This window comes from Serratia sp. NPDC087055 (genome assembly GCF_044900985.1).
Taxonomy (GTDB): Bacteria; Pseudomonadota; Gammaproteobacteria; order Enterobacterales; family Enterobacteriaceae; genus Serratia.
The window spans coordinates 703074-717315 of record NZ_JBJDOG010000001.1; the positions used below are offsets into that span (position 1 = coordinate 703074).

Consider the following 14242-nt stretch of genomic DNA (forward strand, 5'->3'; position numbering starts at 1 on the left):
ATGCTCACGGGGTTAAGTGTTAAAAAGCCGCCCGCAGATACATTTATTAATTGGCGAAATCTTGCGCAGAAGCGACAGGATCCCACGCCAAATGAGGATAAGATGGGCGGTCAGCAGCAGGATACCCCGCTAAAACGCGGCTTGAAAAATAGACACATACAACTTATCGCCCTGGGGGGCGCCATTGGCACCGGGCTGTTTCTTGGCATCGCGCAAACCATTAAAATGGCGGGCCCTTCGGTGCTATTGGGCTATGCGATCGGCGGTTTTATCGCTTTTTTGATTATGCGCCAATTGGGTGAAATGGTGGTTGAGGAGCCGGTAGCCGGGTCATTTAGCCATTTTGCTTATAAATACTGGGGCGATTTCGCCGGCTTTCTGTCGGGTTGGAACTACTGGGCGATGTTCATTTTGGTCGGTATGGCCGAACTGACGGCCGTTGGCATTTATATTCAATATTGGTGGCCAGACATCCCGACCTGGGTTTCCGCCGCCGTGTTTTTTGTACTGATTAATGCGATCAATCTGGTGAATGTCCGGTTGTATGGTGAAACCGAATTTTGGTTTGCCATCATCAAGGTGGTGGCAATCGTCGGCATGATCGTTTTTGGCGCCTGGCTGTTAGCCAGTGGCAATGGCGGTCCGCAAGCCAGCATCAATAACCTGTGGGAACAGGGCGGTTTTATGCCGCATGGCGTCGAAGGGCTGGTGATGGCGATGGCCGTGATCATGTTCTCATTTGGTGGGCTGGAGATGGTCGGTATCACTGCCGCCGAAGCGGCAGACCCTCGTCGCAGCATTCCAAAGGCCACTAACCAGGTGGTGTATCGCATCCTGATTTTTTATATTGGTTCGTTGACGGTACTGCTTTCGCTCTATCCGTGGGACAAAGTCGTGGAAGGCGGTAGCCCGTTCGTCATGATTTTCCATGCGCTGGACAGCACCCTGGTGGCGACGCTCCTTAACGTGGTGGTACTGACGGCCGCGCTGTCGGTATACAACAGCGGAGTCTATGCCAACAGCCGCATGCTGTTTGGCTTGGCGACGCAGGGGAATGCCCCCAAGGCACTCACACGCGTAAACAAGCGCGGTGTGCCAATGCTGTCAATTGCGCTGTCGGCCCTGGTGACGTCGGTGGGTGTGCTGATCAACTATGTGATGCCCGGTAAGGCGTTTGAGTTGCTGATGGCGCTGGTGGTGTCCACCCTGGTGATTAACTGGGTGATGATTTGCCTGGCACACCTGCGGTTCCGTGCGGCGAAAAATCGCCAAGGCGTCATCCCGGTGTTCAAGGCGTTGTGGTACCCGTTTGGCAACTATCTGTGCCTGGTGTTCCTCAGCCTGATTCTGGTGATCATGTATTTCAGCGAAGGGATCCGTATATCGGTCTTGTTGATGCCGGTGTGGATCTTGCTGTTGTGGATAGGATTTATGCTGACGCGCCGTAAAAACGCGAAAGTACGTCGGTAGTCGTTAACGGAGGCGCTTGATGCGCCTCCGGTTCACGCTTTAGCTGCGTGGCATAAAGGCATTGCCTGGATCCGTGCGGCCCAACCCCAAGAGTTTCCTGCACAGCAGGAACAGGGTGGTGATGATATCGATAGCGACCACGCTAAGCATCAGCACGCCCAGCATGAAGAAACTGACCAGCGCACCCAATAACACCATCAGCGGTGCCGGCACACGTACCCGACGTAGCTTCATTGCGGCATACATTTTCCAATACTGCATCTGCGCCAGCATCGCGCTGCGGATACGGCCCATACGAACACGTGATTTGCGTGATGTAGAACGGCTCATAACTTCTCCTTTTCTGAATGTCCTATAAGTAAATCACAAGGATCTTAAGAGATGCTTAACAGGCTCTAGGCGGCCCTGGCATTCTCGCAAGGACTGTGACAACACAATACGCGAAAAGGTCCCCACGGTGAGCACGGTTCACAACACGTGATGTTCGCGAATCTTGTTATGCTGGCGAACCTGCCCGTGCAGGGGTGTCCGCAGTGGTCAGGAGAGCAACTGGATGAAGATAACCAATCGTTACTATGATGCCGCCAAGTCGCACCATACCCCGCAGGGCTTTCGTAACCCGGAGCCTTCACTGCGTCGGGAGGGGGATTTAAAGCGCTGGCAGGATGAACGTAAGCAGCAGGGGTTACCCAAACCGCCGCAAATGGGGTATCAGCAGTTTACCGAGCGCTGGTGGCAGCGAGCCGACCTTAGCGGCAGCGATAATAGCATCTGGTGGCTGGGACATGCTTCAATGCTGCTGCGTCTTGATGGCCGCTATATCCTGATCGACCCGGTATTGTCGGAACGCGCATCGCCGCTGAGTTTCTATGGCCCAAAGCGTAAAACGCCACCGCCGTTGACGGTGAAGCAGTTACCCACCGTGGATGTGGTCTTAATCTCACACAATCATTATGACCACCTTGACCGACGTACGGTTCGGCAGTTGGCACGGCGTTTTCCACACGCGACCTTTGTTGTCCCGTTGGGGCTGAAAAATTGGTTCAGGCGTTATCGTCTGCAGCGTGTTGAAGAGCTCGATTGGTGGGATAGCCTGCAATTGGGCGATCTGACGTTCTACGCCACGCCTGCGCGCCACTGGAGTATGCGCACGCTCTGGGACCGTAACCGTTCCCTGTGGTGTGGTTGGGTGATACATCATCCGTCGCTGCGTTTTTATTTCTCGGGCGACAGCGGGTATTCGGAGCGCTTGGCGGATATTGGCACCCGTTTAGGGCCGTTTGACGTTGCGGCTTTGCCGATTGGCGCTTATGCACCACTCTGGTTCATGCAGGAACAGCATATGGATCCGCAGCAGTCGGTGACGCTGTATCAACAATTAAATGCGCCACGGGTCATTCCGATCCACTGGGGGGTTTTTGAGTTAGCTGACGAGTCTTTGGATGAACCGCCTCAGCAATTAAATCTGGCGTTGAGTGCGGCGGGAATCGAGCAGCATCAGTTCCGGCCAATCAAAATTGGTGAGCGCATCGCGTTTGAATCTAACTCTTAAGCGTTAACCCTTTGGTCTGCATGGCCGGTATGCTCAATGTGATTGCCCGCAGGCCAGCCTGGTTGCGGGTTGTAGCCGTAGGGGGCTGTTACGGGCGTTAATCCAGTACCGGGGGCGCGGTATCGTTATCAATAGAGACAATGCGTGCGAAAAGGTAAAATTAATACACCAAATGGACATTGTTATTGGCCGAGCAAATACCCATTCTGTTTTTAAGATTTAATTCCGCGGTACATTCCCACAAACCTCAATGTTATTGCCGTTATTTAATCTCCGTTATGAGTCCGCTATTTATCGCTGCTGCACGGTCATAGTGCGTAAATTCTGATTTTGCATGCTTATGCACCCTAAAGTGGCACGTTATTTGATTTTTTGGGCGATAACGTCGCTGCACAAATTATGTTCATGCTCCCTTGTGGCAATAATGAGCCTCTGTATTATTTCACTGCTGCGGGTAGGCGGAGTAGTGGACGGGCGGTGGTATTCGCGTTGAGCCATCCAGATGGCGGCCTAATGGTCGGATCATCCGATATCCAATGCGCCCGTTCATCGATATTCAAATGTTGTATAAGAAATTCCATAAAGATTCAAAATTTTTAACGTTCTAAGCGTTAAGCAGGGTTTATATGTTGCAACATGCGTGGGTCAATTGGATGAAAGAATTGTTAAAATTCAGTCAGGATGCGGAGTGTAGCGCGGCGTAAGTGTTAAGCAGAAAATAGCTATGGCTTCAACATCTTTTAGTCTATTTAAGCTTATGTTGCTCTCGACCGTTTCAAATATGTGCGACAGCTCCATCAGTGATTAAAAATGGCTTGCCATCGAATACAGAGTATGTGATAACGCATCTGGGTAAAACGAGGTACAGTTCTGTATATGTGTGGCATTTTCAGTAAAGAAGTTCTGAGTAAAAACGTTAGCGTTGAATACCGCTTCTCTGCCGATCCTTATCTTAGTGCCTCAAGCAGTAACGACTCTAGTTTGTCTATGTAACGCCTACGGGCGGTTTAAACAATCCAAAGGAAATACTCAAGATGGCAAAGATCAAAGGTCAAGTTAAGTGGTTCAACGAGTCTAAAGGTTTCGGTTTCATCACTCCAGCTGACGGCAGCAAAGACGTGTTCGTACACTTCTCTGCAATCCAGGGTAACGGCTTCAAAACCCTGGCTGAAGGCCAGAACGTTGAGTTCGAAATCCAAGATGGCCAGAAAGGCCCATCTGCAGTAAACGTTACTGCAATCTAATCAGCGTCAGCTGTACAAAAAACCCGCCTTGGTGCGGGTTTTTTCGTTTCTATTATCCGCCGGTAATAATAATACCTGCGTATTGATTACGTCCGGTAATACCCGGATGGCTCGGATCTTGCTCACGTCGGTGGCTGTTCCGCCGGTAGCTGGTGTATTTGAAGCGCTGCGGCTGCAGAGGATCCGTGTTTGGCGTGCAGATGGTACAGCTCCCGGCAAGGTCAACGCCGGCAAACCCTAACTCGCGGAGTTTGGATTCGGCAATGGCCGCCAAGTCCAAATGGCGATAGTGGGGGCTGATTAACGCCATGGGCAGTGGTAACTGTTGCTTGAAGCGCGCAACCAGCTCTTCGTTTACCTCGTAGCAGCATGGACCGGCAGCAGGGCCGATGGAAGCCACCCAGTTGGCCGTTGAGTCATCACGGCGGATACGTGCAGCCAGTTGCTCCAGAATACCGTCCAGCAGCCCACGCCAGCCAGCGTGCACGGCTGCAATCGCTGAACCATCATGACGACTGAAAATAACGGGCAGACAGTCCGCTGTTAACACGCTAAGCAAAATGCCAGGTTGGGTGGTATAGAACCCATCAGCTTCACCACAAGGTTGCGCTGCCTGTGTGACGTCAACGATGCGCGTGCCGTGAACCTGCTTTTTTTCCGGCAAGGTGGTGCAGTAGGGCTGTAAATGCCCAGGAAGCAGTGCGCTCTTGTTCCCGAAACCGTGTTGAATGGACGGAATGGTGTTGAGCAGTGGAGAGTAATCAGTCATATAACGTTTTTGCCTGCGTCAGAAAACTTAACGTCAGTGTAGCCAGTTTTTTTCCTCCTTGGCTAGGCCCATACGGGATGTGCCTTGCATCGCATAGACGCCTTCTTTAGACTAGCCGCGCCGTATCTCTCTGGAACCCAAACCATGTCTTATCAGTGCCCGTTGTGTCATCAGCCGCTTCATTTTTCTCATCAGCAATGGCGTTGTGACGCTAACCACCAGTTTGACTGTGCCAAAGAGGGCTACGTTAATCTGATGCCGGTGCAGCATAAGCGTTCGAAACAGCCGGGTGACAGTGCAGAGATGATGCAGGCACGGCGTGCATTCCTTGATGCGGGTTTCTATCAACCTTTGCAGCAACGCGTGGCAGAGTTGCTGGATCACGCGTTGTCTTCTGACGCACAGGCTCTGCTGGATATCGGTTGCGGTGAAGGGTATTACACGGCGGAGGTCGCCGCGCGGTTGGCGCAACAGCGTGGGGTCAGGGTTTATGGGTTGGACGTCGCGAAGGTGGCAATTCGCTATGCGGCCAAGCGTTACCCGGCGGTGTCATTCTGTGTCGCATCAAGCCACCGCCTGCCGTTTGCCGACGGTTCTTTAGACGCCATACTGCGTATTTATGCACCCTGCAAGGCGGAAGAACTGGCGCGGGTAGTCAAACCCGGCGGGGCAGTGGTGACGGTATCGCCTGGCCCACGCCATTTGTATCAGTTGAAAGAACAGGTCTACCAGCAGGTGCAACTGCATGACGAACAGGATGAGCAATTCGCGGGTTTTGACTGTGAACGGGTTGAATCGCTGTCGTATCTGATGACGCTTCCGGGAGAACAGGCAGCCAACCTGTTGCAAATGACGCCGTTTGCCTGGCGGGCCTCCCCGGAGGTCCAGCAACGCCTGAGCGCCTGTGAGCGCTTTGCGTGCGAAACGGATTTCGTCATTGCGCTCTATCGCCGACGTGCTGATTAAGCCGGCGTGTAGGTTGTCGGTTTGCTGAATGCGTCCTTGCGTTTACCGCTGCCAGCCGCCCGCAGGCGCCGGATGGCAAGATGGATTGATCGGGGACAGAAACAAAAAAACCTGCCGTTGGCAGGTTTTCTCGCGTTTAGCGGTATCAGGCAAGGTAGCCCAAATGCTCCAGCAGGATATTGACGCCGATACCGATCAAGACCACACCGCCAAGGATCTCCGCACGTTTGCCGAGGAGTGGACCGATGAAGCGACCAATCATCATGCCTATTGTCGCCATAATCATGGTGGCCATGCCAATGGCCATGGCGGTATGCACAATGTTCACTTGCAAGAAGGCCAGGCCGACACCGATAGCCATGGCGTCAAGACTGGTGGCTATCGCGGTAGCGACCAGTAACCAGAACCCGTGGCGCTTCACTTTTTCCACTTCATCTGGGCGGTTTCTGACGCCTTCTACAATCATGCGCGTGCCGAGAATAAACAGCAGCGAGAAAGCGACCCAGTGATCCCATTCCATAATGTATTGGCTGGCAAACAGGCCGATACCCCAACCAATGATTGGCGTAATAGCTTCGACCACACCGAAGATCAGTCCGGTGCGCAGTGCTTCACGGAAACGGGGTTGATGTAGGCTGGCACCTTTGCCGATCGATGCGGCAAACGCATCCATAGACATACCAAAAGCGAGAATGAGTGTAGCTGACAAGTTCATGTTAAATAGCCTCGGCCGGGCGGCTCCATATACACGTAACCCACCCCCAACCATACGACGGAGTTACGTGTCTATGGTCTCGCCAACCTTACCTGGCTGCCCGCACCACGTTTTAATGAAAAAACGAGTATGTTGATACGGGCGTTTCTGGCGTTTTATTGTCCAGAAACCGGCTACTCCCCAATGACGGCGCAACCATACCATATTATTTCCGCCGGCAACAACCTTTATTCCCAACGGATATTGGTTTGGAATTGATAATTGTTTTCATTAATGGAGTGTGCAAGAAGGAATATAATGTAGGCTAGTGCAACAATGTTGCGTAAATAATAATCAGGTAGCCTTGTGCGCTGGTGATTAATTACCCACATTCAGCGCGGGGTGGGCTGCTTGTCGGGATGAGGTTATTTTTTATTCACTGATTTTCAACAAAAAAGTGATAAATCTTCTCCAGGTCATCTAATTGAGTCACCTGAATCAGTAATCGGCGCTGCTCCAAATCTATGACCAGAATGCCATCTTCAGATAAATTCATGGCTTTAATACGGTTATATTCAATAAAGGCATTTGCATAAAAAAAGCCCTGCGCTTTAAACAACAATTTAGGCCAGCGGATATAAGAAATATAAATAGCGATCAGTGCTAAAGAAATAAGCAGATAGGTGGTTAATGCCGCACCTTGGGTGGTGACATTACGGTAAATAAGTATGGCGATGAGGCCAACAAAGATCAGACAATCAACCCGATTACGACGCTTCAACTGCACTTTCAGTAACGTTTTGCCTTTCAGCAAGTTCATGCCGAATTCATCGTAAATCGCATACACCAGCATCAGTGCGGTGAAAATCAGTAATACGCCATCGGTCAGCGACATCTTTCAACTCCACAAATAAAAAAAGCCGGGGGTTTCCCCCCGGCTGTTAACACCTTTACAGACCCAGCAGACCAACCCAGTAACCGAAGATACCGATGGCAAAGAAGCCGATGATGATCCACAACGCATTCACTTTTTTGCGCAGTAGCCACATACACCCGAAGGTCAGCAGCAGAGGTACCAACCCCGGCATCAGCTGATCGAGGATGGTTTGCACGGTGGTGACCGTGGTATGCCCGGTCTGGTCTGTGATTTTCGAGACGACCAGCGGGATATTCACGTGCGTCCACTTGTTGACTAACGCCCCCATGACAAAGAGGCCGAGAATGGACGCTCCTTCCGTCAGTTTTTGCAGGAAGCCGCCACCCATATCATTGACGATATCCACCCCTTTGCGATAACCGTAAGCCACGCCGTAATAGCGGGTCAACAGGCGCACCAGGTTGAACAGGACAAAGAACAATATCGGGCCAAGCAGGCTGCCACTCATGGCAATACCGGCACCGAGCGCGGCAAATACCGGGCGTACGGTCCCCCAGAAGATCGGGTCACCCACACCGGCCAGTGGCCCCATCAAACCGACTTTGATACCGTTAATGGCCGCATCGTCGATAGGCGCACCGTTAGCGCGTTGTTCTTCCATTGCCATGGTTACGCCAAGCACCGGCGCTGCCACGTAAGGGTGGGTGTTAAAGAACTCCAGGTGGCGTTTGATCGCCTGTTTGCGGTCGTCGTTATTTTCCGGATACAGGCGACGGATCACCGGTACCATTGAGAAGCAAAAACCCAGCGCTTGCATACGTTCGAAGTTCCATGAACCCTGGAACAGATTCGAGCGCATAAACACACCGCGAATATCGGCTGGCGTGAGTTTCTTTTGAGCTGTTGTATCAACCATGTCTCTCACCTATTCCTAGTCCAGTTCGTTATCGAGGTCATTATTCGCCGGGCCGGCTTGTACAACCTGAGACTTGTTGTATTTCGGGCTGAGCTGGATATAAAGCACGGCCATCACCACGCCGATGACGCCCAGCGCGACCAGGTTAAAGTTGGTGAAGGCAGCGGTCACGAAGCCGAGGTAGAAGAATGGCATCAAATAACCGGCACGCATCATGTTGATCACCATCGCGTAACCGACGACGACGATCATCCCACCGGCAATGTTCAGGCCGCTGGTGACAACTTCCGGGATCGAGTTAAGCAGTGCGTGAACGCCTGAAGTACCCACTGAAATAGCGACGATAACCGCCGGAATAGCGATACGCATCGCCTGCAGGAGCAGGGCAGAGATATGCAACCAGGTAATGGCGCGCAAACTGCCGCGTTCCGCCGCGCTGTCCGCGGCGTGCTGGAAGGCGACCGTCAGCGTACGTACGATGATGGTCAGAACTTGTCCGGCCGCCGCCAAGGGGATGGCCAGGGCGATACCGGCACCGACGCTTTGCCCGCCGGCAATAACCAGAATGGTAGAAATGATTGACGCTAACGCAGCATCTGGCGCAACTGCCGCACCGATGTTCATCCAGCCCAGGGCGATCATCTCCAGCGTACCGCCGATGATGATGCCGGTCTTCATATCACCGAGAATAAAACCGATCAGGGTACAAGCGACCAGCGGACGGTGGAACTGAAACTCGTCGAGGACGGAACCCATCCCGGCGATACAGGCAACGATAAATATCAGTACAATCTGAAGAGTCGTAATCTCCATTGCACTTCTCCTATGACCAAAGATCTCTGAGTAAAATAATTATTGGCTATACCCTTCCTACTTGAAGCCGCATCTTTGTTGGCTGAATCCGCTTACCCTCGTCACATCGTTCGTTATGCTTCGGGTGATTCGCAGACGTGCCTTTGCGATGCCACTCCAATTATCTTGGGAAATGTCGCCATTAATTGAGCTTGTTAATCAGGTCCATCATTTTTAACCGGCTGTCGGACGAGACTTTACGCACTTCCAATTCAATACCGCGCTCGTTTAATTTCTTAAACGCCTCGATATCTTTTTCGTCGACAGAAACGGCGTTATTTACCTGGGTTTTACCCTGGCGGAATGCCATACCACCGATATTCACCGATTTGATGTCCACACCGCCTTCCACCAAACGCCACACGTCAGTTGGGTTGGTAAATAGCAACATCACGCGTTCACCCGCGTACTTCGGGTTATTCCAGACGCGGATGGCTTTCGCTACGTCAACCACGTGAGCGGTGACGCCGGGCGGGGCCACCTGAGTCAGTAAGGTTTTGCGAACGTGGTCGGCGGCGACTTCGTCACTGACAACGATAATGCGAGTGACGTCAGTTTCCTTGGTCCAACGGGTCGCGACCTGACCGTGGATCAAACGGTCATCGATGCGGGCCAGGCCGATCTTCATGTGGTCATTGGGGCCCAGAGGTGCCTGTGGTGCTGCGGGTTTTGCGACGGGAGAACTCTGTTGTGCCGCGGGCTTAACACTCTCTTCTGCTGGTTTCTTCAGGGCTTTCACACCCTCACGGCCAGTTTCCAACGCCAGCGCGACCAATTCGTCAAAGCCAGGGTTGTCGTCTCTTGCCATGAATGTTTCCACCAGCATGGGAATGTTAACCCCGGTGACGACCTCATAGTTTTCTTTATCGACGGCGATACGGCTCGCCGCATTGAAAGGGCTGCCGCCCCAGGTATCCACCAGGAACAGGACGCCACCGCTGGTGTCGAGTCCGCTGATTTTTCCGTTATATTTCTCGATTAACGTTTCGGCATTTTCACCGGGGACGAAATCTATAAAAGCGACGTTGTCCTGTTCGCCTAATAGCATTTCCGTCGTCTTCAGCAATTGTTCCGCTGCGGTCCCGTGTGTGCCGATGATAATAGCTATTGCCACTCGCTACCTCCTCATTGAACTTCATGCACGGATTGTGTCGTTCTTTAGTTCATTTGCTTCCTGGCAGTCACTTCCGCGGTTCAGATACATTATGGTAGATATTTGGAAACCCGCTCTTAACATTTCTCGCGCAGTTTCAAAAGCCTGTGCGCGTTGAACCACGTTAGCGTCATTTATTTTAGTGAGTGAAAAAATAAATTTTGTGACATTGCTCTGTTATTGAACGCTCGGATAAGTCTTAACGCGGTGTTTGCGGAATTAAACAACAGAGCTGTTACAAGACGATGCAGAACGTAAAAAAGCTTCTTTGCCGGCAAAAAAATTCCTGCTAGAGTATTTCTTCTTTCATATTTAGGAGTGAAGGGCCTCAGCCCACCCTATGGACTGTCACCGAAGTTACTGTTTTTCAAGGTTCCACCCGCCACCTGCTGGCGTAGCACAAATCACACGGCCGTTCGGCCATCTCCCGGTACTGCAATCCCGTTATCTTGCTGTTGTTTGCGCAAATCCTGCGTCGGCATCGTCACGCCTGAGCATCGCTCGGCCATCCTGTCTTTTTTTCGGAGTCTGATATGGAATTTTTAATGGACCCCTCAATTTGGGCTGGGTTACTGACACTGGTGGTGTTGGAAATTGTACTGGGTATCGACAACCTGGTGTTTATCGCCATTTTGGCCGACAAGCTACCACCGAAGCAGCGTGATAAAGCCCGTATACTCGGTCTGTCGCTGGCGCTGTTTATGCGTCTGGGCCTGTTGTCGGTCATTTCCTGGATGGTAACGCTCACCACGCCGCTGTTTAGCGTGGCGGACTTTAGCTTCTCTGGCCGTGATTTGATCCTGCTGTTCGGTGGTGTCTTCCTGTTGTTCAAGGCCACCATGGAGCTGCACGAACGGCTGGAAGGACAAACACATCAAGATGGCGCTAACCGGGGCTACGCCAAGTTCTGGGCTGTTGTGGTGCAGATTGTGATCCTTGATGCGGTGTTCTCGCTCGACGCGGTCATTACCGCGGTGGGGATGGTGAACGACCTGGCGGTAATGATGACGGCCGTGGTTATCGCGATGGTGGTGATGTTGGTGGCTTCCAAACCGCTGACTAACTTCGTGAATGCGCATCCGACTATCGTGGTGCTGTGTCTGAGCTTCCTGTTGATGATCGGCTTGAGCCTGATCGCCGAAGGCTTTGGCATGCATATTCCGAAAGGGTATCTGTACGCTGCGATTGGCTTCTCGATCCTGATTGAGCTGTTTAACCAAATCGCGCGCCGTAACTTTATCAAGCATCAGGCGCATCGTCCTATGCGTGAGCGTACCGCCGAAGCGATTATGCGTTTGATGGGGCAACAGCGAGCACAGCAGACAGATGAAGCAGTGCCGATGCCGGTAAACGAAACCTTCGCAGAAGAAGAACGCTATATGATCAGCGGTGTTTTGACGCTGGCCTCCCGTTCCCTGCGTAGCGTCATGACGCCGCGCACCGAAATTTCATGGGTGGATTGCGATCGTTCACGGGAAGAAGTCCGTGAACAATTGCTGGACACGCCGCACAGCCTGTTCCCGGTGTGCCGTGACTCCCTGGATGAGATTATCGGTGTGGTTCGTGCCAAGGATCTGCTGGTGGCAGTAGAGCGGGGCGAAGATATCGCAGAATTCGCTGCGCGCACACCGCCGATCGTCGTGCCGGAGACCATGGACGTGATTAACCTGCTGGCAGTCTTGCGACGTGCCAAAGGGCGTTTGGTCGTCGTCACCAACGAATTTGGCGTAGTGCAGGGACTGGTTACGCCACTGGATGTGTTGGAGGCGATCGCAGGTGAATTCCCTGATGAGGATGAAACGCCGGATATCGTGGTGGAATCCAACAGTTGGCTGGTGAAAGGCGGTGCTGACATGCACTCGCTGGAGCAGGCGCTAAACTGTGAAGACTTGGTTAGCCCAACGGCGGATTACGCCACCTTGGCGGGGTTCCTGCTGGCACACTACGGCCAAATGCCGGTCGTGGGTGATGTGGTAGAACTTAATCGACTGCGTTTTGAAATCGTCGAGGTGTCTGAGTACCGTATCGAGCTGGTGCGTATCACAAAAGTGGAACCTCACGACGAGGAGCACCAGTAATATCACGGGCCGGGGGCATTATGCCTCCGGCTTGAGTTCCTCTTCTCTTTGACGTTCTTCCCGCTTGTTCATTGCCCGTAACCGCGATTCATATTGCTGTAGCCACAACGGAAATACATTGATCGGCATGGGTTTGGCAAAATAGAAACCTTGCAAGGCGTTCACATCACGTGAGCGTAGATAATCCGCTTGTTCGGCCGTTTCTACCCCTTCAGCCACCAGTTTCAGCTTCAAACGCTGTGCCAGGGTAATAATGGTATCGGTGACCGTCGCGTTAATCGCATCGGTGCCGATTGCCGCAGTAAAACCGCGATCGATCTTCAATACGTCAGGGCTGAGTTTTTTCAGATAACTCAGAGAGCTATGCCCGGTTCCAAAATCGTCAATGGCCAGCATGACACCCATTTCTTTCAGCGTTTTAATCTGCTCATACTGAATTTCCGACAATGCGGTACGCTCGGTCAGTTCCAGCATCAGTGACGGCATCGGATGGGCTGGCAGCCACAGACGGCGGATGTCGTCGATGATAGTAACCCCGTTGAAATGCTCGGCGGCGACATTGATGCTGATATAAAACGAAGGGCGTGGCGGGAACAAATGCAGGTTCTCTACCACAGTGGTTATCAGGTAGCGTGTGAGGGAGATGATTAAGCCATGCTGTTCTGCCAGCGGGATAAATACATCAGGTGAAATCCAGCCCTGACGTTTGTTTTTCCAGCGTAACAAGGTTTCAACACCAACACATCTGCCGGTTTCGGCATTGATGATAGGTTGACAGTAAACACGGAACTCGCGATGGGTAATGGCATGGCCAATATGGTATGACAAACTCATGCGGTTAGCTGTCAGCAGATACACCACATAGGCTGCCAGCAGACTGATCAACAGCGACAATGGGATATGACGCGGCAGTGCCGTCAGCGCCAGCATGTTAGCCTGTGGGCCAAATAATGAGATAGAGAAGGGATACTGCGCAGATTTTGCCGTATACCGTAGGTCTGCCGTCAGCGTATCGCTGCGCAAGATCTCTCGACGACCGTATTCCAGGCTGTAATTGCCGACGTTTAACACCACGCGCTGTGCAAAGGGTTCCTGAGGCTCCAGCAGAAAGTTTGCCAGCAATTCTATATTGAAAACGTGTAACACACCGTTGCGGTTGTCACCTGGCGCAACGGGTGTCCACATGATCAGCGTAGGTACCCCTTTGGCGACGGTTAACGAAGGGCGCAGCACCAGTGTCGCGCCATCGTTTGCTACGGTGGGTAAAATAGCGCTGAAATCATACTTACGTGCGCCGAACAGGCTGGAACAGTAAATAACACCATCTTTGACCAATAACATGGCACGTAAGGCCTGGTTTTGTGCGGCGCGGAAACGCAATGCTGACATTGCGGTTTCACAAGATTGGTCCAACATCGGCATGGATCGTTCGGCTTGTTGTCGGGCGGGCGTCAGTAAATCATTAATTTTGGCAACGGTGCGGGTAGCGAGAAACTGTCGGTTTTGTTCGATGGTACCAAGTTCTTGGTAATAACGGGTATAGAGTGAGAGTAGCAGAATAGCCAACCCAACCGCCCCGGCCAGTAGCCAACGGTAATAACGGTATTTGGTCACGGTAAGTTGGGTCATCAACATCACTAAATCCTTGTTCGGTAAGCCAGCCCAAAAATC

The 14242-nt window shown here is 52.2% G+C and carries 14 protein-coding genes and 1 riboswitch; of the genes, 6 read left to right on the forward strand and 8 right to left on the reverse strand.

Annotation, left to right across the window (positions count from 1 at the left end; all coding sequences use genetic code 11):
• Positions 1–102: 102 nt before the first annotated feature.
• Complete coding sequence (locus tag ACI2J2_RS03275) at positions 103–1470, forward strand: amino acid permease (protein ID WP_209634064.1); 1368 nt, start codon at positions 103–105, stop codon at positions 1468–1470.
• A gap of 39 nt (positions 1471–1509) precedes the next feature.
• Here the strand turns inward: ACI2J2_RS03275 and ACI2J2_RS03280 are convergent, their stop codons facing one another.
• The gene (locus tag ACI2J2_RS03280; protein ID WP_209634062.1) at positions 1510–1800 is read right to left on the reverse strand and encodes a hypothetical protein; all 291 of its coding nucleotides are present in this window, start codon (positions 1798–1800) and stop codon (positions 1510–1512) included.
• A gap of 223 nt (positions 1801–2023) precedes the next feature.
• Here ACI2J2_RS03280 and ACI2J2_RS03285 point away from each other — a divergent pair, with 223 nt between their 5' ends.
• From ACI2J2_RS03285 to cspE, 3 genes are all read left to right on the forward strand, one after another.
• The gene (locus ACI2J2_RS03285; protein WP_404759407.1) at positions 2024–3022 is read left to right on the forward strand and encodes an MBL fold metallo-hydrolase; all 999 of its coding nucleotides are present in this window, start codon (positions 2024–2026) and stop codon (positions 3020–3022) included.
• Positions 3023–3898: 876 nt separating this feature from the next.
• Positions 3899–4015 (forward strand): DUF2627 domain-containing protein, encoded by a 117-nt coding sequence (locus ACI2J2_RS03290; RefSeq protein ID WP_071593021.1) that lies wholly within the window; start codon positions 3899–3901, stop codon positions 4013–4015.
• Positions 4016–4056: 41 nt separating this feature from the next.
• Positions 4057–4266, forward strand: coding sequence for a transcription antiterminator/RNA stability regulator CspE (gene cspE, locus ACI2J2_RS03295; protein ID WP_002221949.1), 210 nt, complete (start codon positions 4057–4059; stop codon positions 4264–4266).
• 52 nt (positions 4267–4318) lie between these two features.
• On the opposite strand, the gene pgeF is transcribed toward cspE, so the two are convergent.
• On the reverse strand, positions 4319–5035 hold the full coding sequence (pgeF, locus tag ACI2J2_RS03300) for a peptidoglycan editing factor PgeF (protein WP_209634058.1): 717 nt from the start codon (positions 5033–5035) through the stop codon (positions 4319–4321).
• A 144-nt stretch (positions 5036–5179) separates the two neighbouring features.
• Here pgeF and rlmA point away from each other — a divergent pair, with 144 nt between their 5' ends.
• A complete protein-coding gene (rlmA, locus tag ACI2J2_RS03305) occupies positions 5180–6001 on the forward strand; it encodes a 23S rRNA (guanine(745)-N(1))-methyltransferase (protein ID WP_265553687.1) in 822 nt (273 codons plus the stop codon).
• Positions 6002–6146: 145 nt separating this feature from the next.
• Here rlmA and mntP read toward each other — a convergent pair whose 3' ends face one another.
• The 5 genes from mntP to manX all read right to left on the reverse strand — a co-directional run bounded on the left by mntP (position 6147) and on the right by manX (position 10454).
• Positions 6147–6716 carry a manganese efflux pump MntP gene (mntP, locus tag ACI2J2_RS03310; protein WP_209634054.1) on the reverse strand — a complete coding sequence of 190 codons (570 nt, stop codon included), beginning with the start codon at positions 6714–6716 and terminating at the stop codon, positions 6147–6149.
• Positions 6717–6723: 7 nt separating this feature from the next.
• Positions 6724–6910, reverse strand: a riboswitch (yybP-ykoY riboswitch).
• A 221-nt stretch (positions 6911–7131) separates the two neighbouring features.
• Positions 7132–7590 carry a DUF986 family protein gene (locus ACI2J2_RS03315; RefSeq protein WP_265553684.1) on the reverse strand — a complete coding sequence of 153 codons (459 nt, stop codon included), beginning with the start codon at positions 7588–7590 and terminating at the stop codon, positions 7132–7134.
• A gap of 55 nt (positions 7591–7645) precedes the next feature.
• Complete coding sequence (locus ACI2J2_RS03320) at positions 7646–8488, reverse strand: PTS mannose transporter subunit IID (protein WP_209634050.1); 843 nt, start codon at positions 8486–8488, stop codon at positions 7646–7648.
• Between the two features lie 15 nt (positions 8489–8503).
• Positions 8504–9301 carry a PTS mannose/fructose/sorbose transporter subunit IIC gene (locus ACI2J2_RS03325; RefSeq protein ID WP_037419902.1) on the reverse strand — a complete coding sequence of 266 codons (798 nt, stop codon included), beginning with the start codon at positions 9299–9301 and terminating at the stop codon, positions 8504–8506.
• Positions 9302–9482: 181 nt separating this feature from the next.
• Positions 9483–10454, reverse strand: a complete 972-nt coding sequence (manX, locus tag ACI2J2_RS03330; protein ID WP_209634048.1) for a PTS mannose transporter subunit IIAB — start codon at positions 10452–10454, stop codon at positions 9483–9485.
• A 572-nt stretch (positions 10455–11026) separates the two neighbouring features.
• Between manX and ACI2J2_RS03335 the strand changes: the two genes are divergently transcribed.
• Positions 11027–12571, forward strand: coding sequence for a TerC family protein (locus tag ACI2J2_RS03335; RefSeq protein WP_209634046.1), 1545 nt, complete (start codon positions 11027–11029; stop codon positions 12569–12571).
• An 18-nt stretch (positions 12572–12589) separates the two neighbouring features.
• On the opposite strand, the gene ACI2J2_RS03340 is transcribed toward ACI2J2_RS03335, so the two are convergent.
• Positions 12590–14206, reverse strand: a complete 1617-nt coding sequence (locus ACI2J2_RS03340) for an EAL domain-containing protein (RefSeq protein WP_209634044.1) — start codon at positions 14204–14206, stop codon at positions 12590–12592.
• Positions 14207–14242: the final 36 nt, after the last annotated feature.

Bases quoted from the DNA above. Each gene is read 5' to 3' on its own strand.
- ACI2J2_RS03275 (WP_209634064.1), top strand. From the start codon at position 103: ATGGGCGGTCAGCAGCAGGATACCCCGCTAAAACGCGGCTTGAAAAAT.
- ACI2J2_RS03280 (WP_209634062.1), bottom strand. From the start codon at position 1,800: ATGAGCCGTTCTACATCACGCAAATCACGTGTTCGTATGGGCCGTATC.
- ACI2J2_RS03285 (WP_404759407.1), top strand. From the start codon at position 2,024: ATGAAGATAACCAATCGTTACTATGATGCCGCCAAGTCGCACCATACC.
- ACI2J2_RS03290 (WP_071593021.1), top strand. From the start codon at position 3,899: ATGTGTGGCATTTTCAGTAAAGAAGTTCTGAGTAAAAACGTTAGCGTT.
- cspE (WP_002221949.1), top strand. From the start codon at position 4,057: ATGGCAAAGATCAAAGGTCAAGTTAAGTGGTTCAACGAGTCTAAAGGT.
- pgeF (WP_209634058.1), bottom strand. From the start codon at position 5,035: ATGACTGATTACTCTCCACTGCTCAACACCATTCCGTCCATTCAACAC.
- rlmA (WP_265553687.1), top strand. From the start codon at position 5,180: ATGTCTTATCAGTGCCCGTTGTGTCATCAGCCGCTTCATTTTTCTCAT.
- mntP (WP_209634054.1), bottom strand. From the start codon at position 6,716: ATGAACTTGTCAGCTACACTCATTCTCGCTTTTGGTATGTCTATGGAT.
- ACI2J2_RS03315 (WP_265553684.1), bottom strand. From the start codon at position 7,590: ATGTCGCTGACCGATGGCGTATTACTGATTTTCACCGCACTGATGCTG.
- ACI2J2_RS03320 (WP_209634050.1), bottom strand. From the start codon at position 8,488: ATGGTTGATACAACAGCTCAAAAGAAACTCACGCCAGCCGATATTCGC.
- ACI2J2_RS03325 (WP_037419902.1), bottom strand. From the start codon at position 9,301: ATGGAGATTACGACTCTTCAGATTGTACTGATATTTATCGTTGCCTGT.
- ACI2J2_RS03335 (WP_209634046.1), top strand. From the start codon at position 11,027: ATGGAATTTTTAATGGACCCCTCAATTTGGGCTGGGTTACTGACACTG.
- ACI2J2_RS03340 (WP_209634044.1), bottom strand. From the start codon at position 14,206: ATGTTGATGACCCAACTTACCGTGACCAAATACCGTTATTACCGTTGG.